Genomic DNA, 5,311 nt, shown 5'->3' with positions numbered 1-5,311 from the left:
AAAACACATCACTCATCACGGTCTCCTTTCCGAAACCGTGAATCACATCTCAAACCAAATTAATAGGTCCTGAGCCTAGGGGGCAAGAAGCGCCGGTTGCGCCGCAAAGGCTTCTCGAGAGCTGGGCACGACGCTATGCAAGCGCCGTCAAGATAAATCAGGATGAGCAGATTCTCGAAGTCGGACGCGAAATGCTGCTTTGGCTCGATCAGGGCGGCGCCCTCGCCGGCTGGCTCAAGGCGAGCCGCCGCACCCTCGAGGTCATCGGAACAGAGGCCGGCGCGGTGACTGACGCGCTGCTGGCGGCTCCCTGGGAGATCCTCGCCGACGGCACCGGCTTCCTCGCGACGGATCGGATGAATCTGTTCCTGCCGCTGCGCCGAATCGGCCCCGAAGGCACCCCTGCCGCGCCGAACCATTCCGACCTCGCCATGCTCTTCATGGCCGCGGCTCCCGAAGGCCAGCATGAACTCGATTACGAAGCCGAGGAAACGGCAATCCTCGAGGCGACCCGCAACCGGAGTTCCGGTCGGCCGCTGGCGCATCTGACGGTGGAAGAAAGCGGCGAGCTCGCAGTGCTGGCGGATCGCCATCGCGATGACGGCCCGTTCGACATCCTGCATCTGTCATGCCATGGCGACATTCTGAGGGTCGCGGGCGTGGCCCGACCGGTGCTGCTTCTGGAGACGGAAACGGGCGCAGCCGAGACGGTCACGCCGGATCGGTTGCTTGCAGCGCTTGGTGAACGCGTGCCCGCGCTTTTGTTCCTCTCGGCCTGTCGCACCGGACAGCGTGGGCCGGCCGGGGAGCTAGCGGCCGCCCGGGAGGGACGCCGCGAGGGCTCGGCCTCCTTTGACGCTGCGCCACGCCGCGATGCCGGGGGCGCACCGGCGCCGGACCTCACGGAGCCGCTGGCAAGGCAGATGGCCGCAGGGGTGCCGCATGTGCTGGGCTGGGACGGCTCTGTCTATGATGCGGATGCCTCTGCCTTCGCGGAGGCGCTCTATGCCGGGCTCAGCCGCGGCGAAACTGTTGCCTATGCGGCGGCCCGGGCCCGCCACGGGGTGATGGAGCCCATGGCCAGTGGCGCGCCTCGGCGGCACTGGCATCTAGTGAGGCTCTATCTGGGCCCGGGCGGCGGCGGGACGCTCTGTGAGCCGAGGAAGCCCGCGCGCACGGCACTGCCCCCGGCCGCGCCGCGATTTCTCGATGCAGCGAAACAGGTCCGGGTCGCTGGCCGCCATGAATTCGTCGGCCGCCGCCGTCAGCTTCAGCACCTGCGCCGCGGTTTTGCCGGCGCGGCGACCGGGGCGCTGATCCACGGAATGGGCAATCTGGGCAAGTCGAGTCTTGCCGCGCGGCTGGCCGACCGGATGAGCGGCCATCAGCTGGCGGTGGTCTTCGGGCGCTATGACGGGCTGTCGATCCTCATGGAGCTGGAGCGGGTGGCGACGCCACTCCTGGGCAGGGTGTTCCAGGGCTTTGCAGCACAGGCACGCTTCAGGAACGAATTCGCGGCGATGCGCGAGGCAGTGCGGGCCGACGAGGCGATGCTGGGAGAGGCAATGAATTTCCTCTTAGACCAGGTCTTTGCCGCGTATCCGGTCCTTCTGGTGATCGACGATTTCGAGCGGGCGCTGGAGGAGCCGGTCCCGGACCGGCCATTGGTGATGCCGCGTCCAGATCTGCGCCCCGCGCTCGGCGCGCTTCTCGCGGCCTTCGCAGCGCATCGGGGGCAATCTCGTCTGCTGATCACCAGTCGCTACGATTTCGTCCTTCCGGATGGGGCAGGCAACGATCTGGCGGCGGGGCTTCTGCGGGTTCCGCTCGTCGGCATGCGGCAGGGCGAGCGGCAGAAGCAGTGGCGCGCCAAGGCAAGGGCCGGTGCGGCAGAGGAGAGGCTCGGCAAGGAAGACATGGCGCAGGTGTCGGCCGCGCTCGAGGCTGCGGCGGGCAATCCTGGGCTTCAGGATATACTGACCCGGCCGATCCTGAAGGGGGAGGCAGAGGCTGCCCCAGCCGCGGTTGAGGCCGTATCACAATGGCGCGCGACCGGCGAGGTGCCCGCGGACGGCAATGCGGCGGTCGCGTTCTTCACCCGGATGAGTTTCGAGACCTATGCGGCGGCGCTGACTGGGACGGAGCGCCTGATGCTTGCCGCGGCCTGCTTGTTCGAAGAAGAGGTGCCGGTGCCGCGTGCCGCGGTTGCTGCCGCAGGAGGGGCGCTTGGCGTGGTGGCCGTGGAGCCTACGATCGACCGTCTGATTGCCCTGGGGCTCTTTGATGATTTCGGGACGCTATCGGGCTGGCCTGGCACACCGGAGCTGCCGCATCTAGGCGCCAACCCCCTGGCCCGTCCGCTGGCGCCGTCTCTGGAGGAGGATCTTGCTGCGCAAGTGGCAGATGCTGGGCTGGCGGTGCTGGCCACGGCCTGGCGCGATACCGATGGCGATTTTCCCTTGGACCCGCGCGGGCCCGTCGCCTGCCGCTTGGCGCTTCGCGCCACCAGCCCGGACCCGGACATTCTGCAGGCTGCTGCCTTGGCAGGTGTGCTCTATCTGTTCAAATTCCAAGGTCTGGCCCGGGAGGCCCTGGAGCTTGCCGTTCCGGCGGTGTTGCGACTGAAGGCGATGGGTCGGCTACCCGACCACCTGCTCGCGGGCCACACGGTCACTGCGGCGGAGCAGGCCGGCGATGTAGAGTTGCAGGAGAAGTTGCTGGAGCTGGCTCTGAGCTCTGAGACGCTTAGCGAAGGGCCGCGGGCACAGCTGCTCGGTCTGCGGGCCAATCTTCTGGAGGCGCGGGGCGATCTGGATGAGGCGCTGCGTATCCGCATCGAGGAGCTGCTGCCAATCTTCGAGGCGCTCGGCGACAGGCGATCTCTGGCGGTGACCAAGGGCAATATCGCCGATGTGCTGGAGGCGCGGGGCGATCTGGATGAGGCGCTGCGTATCCGCATCGAGGAGCTGCTGCCAATCTTCGAGGCGCTCGGCGACAGGCGATCTCTGGCGGTGACCAAGGGCAATATCGCCGATGTGCTGGAGGCGCGGGGCGATCTGGATGAGGCGCTGCGTATCCGCATCGAGGAGCTGCTGCCAATCTTCGAGGCGCTCGGCGACAGGCGGTCTCTGGCGGTGACCAAGGGCAATATCGCCGATGTGCTGGAGGCGCGGGGCGATCTGGATGAGGCGCTGCGTATCCGCATCGAGGAGCTGCTGCCAATCTTCGAGGCGCTCGGCGACAGGCGGTCTCTGGCGGTGACCAAGGGCAATATCGCCGATGTGCTGGAGGCGCGGGGCGATCTGGATGAGGCGCTGCGCATCCGCATCGAGGACGAGATACCGGTCTACGAGGCACTCGGCGACAGGCTGTCTCTGGCATTGACCAAGGGCAAGATCGCCGATGTGCTGGAGGCGCGGGGCGATCTGGACGAGGCGCTGCGCATCCGCACCGAGGAGCTTCTGCCAGTCTTCGAGGCACTCGGCGACAGGCGGTCTCTGGCATTGACCAAGGGCAAGATCGCCGATGTGCTGGAAGCGCGGGGCGATCTGGATGAGGCGTTGCGCATCCGCACCGAGGAGCTTCTGCCAGTCTTCGAGGCGCTCGGCGACAGGCTGTCTCTGGCCTTGACCAAGGGCAAGATCGCCGATGTGCTGGAGGCGCGGGGCGATCTGGATGAGGCGCTGCGCATCCGCATTGAGGAGCTTCTGCCAGTCTTCGAGGCACTCGGCGACAGGCGGTCTCTGGCATTGACCAAGGGCAACATCGCCGATGTGCTGGAGGCGCGGGGCGATCTGGATGAGGCGCTGCGCATCCGCATTGAGGAGCTTCTGCCAGTCTTCGAGGCACTCGGCGACAGGCGGTCTCTGGCATTGACCAAGGGCAAGATCGCCGATGTGCTGGAAGCGCGGGGCGATCTGGATGAGGCGCTGCGCATCCGCATCGAGGAGCTTCTGCCAGTCTTCGACGCACTCGGCGACAGGCGGTCTCTGGCATTGACCAAGGGCAAGATCGCCGATGTGCTGGAAGCGCGGGGCGATCTGGATGAGGCGCTGCGCATCCGCACCGAGGAGCTTCTGCCAGTCTTCGCGGCGCTCGGAGACAGGCGGTCTCTGGCATTGACCAAGGGCAAGATCGCCGATGTGCTGGAGGCGCGGGGCGATCTGGATGAGGCGCTGCGCATCCGCGTCGAAGAGCAGCTACCGGTCTTCGAGGCGCTCGGCGACAAGCGGGAACTAGCGGTGACCAAGGGTCAGATCGCCGATGTGCTTGAGGCGCGGGGCGATCTGGATGAGGCGCTGCGCATCCGCGTCGAGGAGCAGCTACCGGCCTACGAAGTGCTCGGCGACAAGCGGTCTCTGGCAGTGACCAGGGGCAAGATTGCCGATGCATTCGCTGAAAAGGGCGACGTCGAATCGGCGCTCGCGATGCATCTGTCCCGTCTTCCCGATGCGGAAGCCATGGGTGACCTCTCGATCCTCGTCCACATCCGTTTCAGCTGTGCCCGCCTGCGGCTGGAGCGCGGCGACCACCAGACGGACGGGCTTGAGGCTATTGCCGAGGACCTGGCCTGGGCCTGGGACGGAGCCAATCGGCTCGGCTATCCGGACGCCGTCGGCGCCATTGGTACGCTGTTCGGCCAGGTGCTGGCCCTGGGCGGGCTGCCCGATCAGGGCATCGGGATCCTGACCGTCGCGGCCGCCGCCTGGGACAAGCTCGGCCAGGCCGGGCAGGCAGATCACTGCCGGCAGATCATCGCCAAGCTGAAGGAGCAGAACGCGTGACTCTCACGCTGACCCTGACCGGCCCAGGCGCGGCTCATGCTGCGGAGACCGCCGCCGACCTGCTGGCGACCCTGACCGGAGAGCGCCCGCAGACGCCGTCCTCGACTGGCCCGGATGACATCCGCCGTGACCTTGCGACCGGCCTGGCCATCGCTGGGATCGTGCTTTCGGTTCCGGGCGCTGTCCTGGCGACGCTCGACCTCTCCGCCAGGCTCCGCAAGCGCCGCGAGCTCGCGCCGAAGGTCGAGGCGGTGAAGCGGGTGCTGGAAGCTGCAGACGCGCAAGGCACGATCCGGATCGAGGAAACCACGATCAGCCTGACCGGACTGGGAACGGATCAGATCCTGGACCGGCTGCTCGCCGAGAAGCCGCACTGACTGCCCGTGTGCTTAAATTTCGGGATTGCGGTACGATCTGGCTCTGTATGAATATTTGACCGCGGGGTTTTAAGGCGCGTTGACATTCATTTGAGCCGAAGGTGTGCCGCGCGCAGGAAGATCCAGGCCATGAAGCTGACGTCCGTCTTG

At 66.7% G+C, this 5,311-nt stretch carries 2 protein-coding genes; both read left to right on the top strand.

All coding sequences use genetic code 11. From position 1 onward, the window contains the following. Positions 1-191 precede the first annotated feature (191 nt). The gene (locus BJF92_RS23110; RefSeq protein ID WP_075637126.1) at positions 192-4,784 is read left to right on the top strand and encodes a CHAT domain-containing protein; all 4,593 of its coding nucleotides are present in this window, start codon (positions 192-194) and stop codon (positions 4,782-4,784) included. Next, complete coding sequence (locus tag BJF92_RS23105) at positions 4,781-5,161, top strand: hypothetical protein (protein WP_075637125.1); 381 nt, start codon at positions 4,781-4,783, stop codon at positions 5,159-5,161. Before BJF92_RS23110 ends, BJF92_RS23105 begins: the two co-directional genes overlap by 4 nt. The last annotated feature ends 150 nt before the right edge of the window (positions 5,162-5,311 follow it).

Source organism: Xaviernesmea rhizosphaerae (genome assembly GCF_001938945.1).
Taxonomy (GTDB): Bacteria; Pseudomonadota; Alphaproteobacteria; order Rhizobiales; family Rhizobiaceae; genus Xaviernesmea; species Xaviernesmea rhizosphaerae.
The sequence above is the reverse complement of the archived record's forward strand: the minus strand, read 5'-3'. Positions and strand labels throughout refer to the sequence as shown.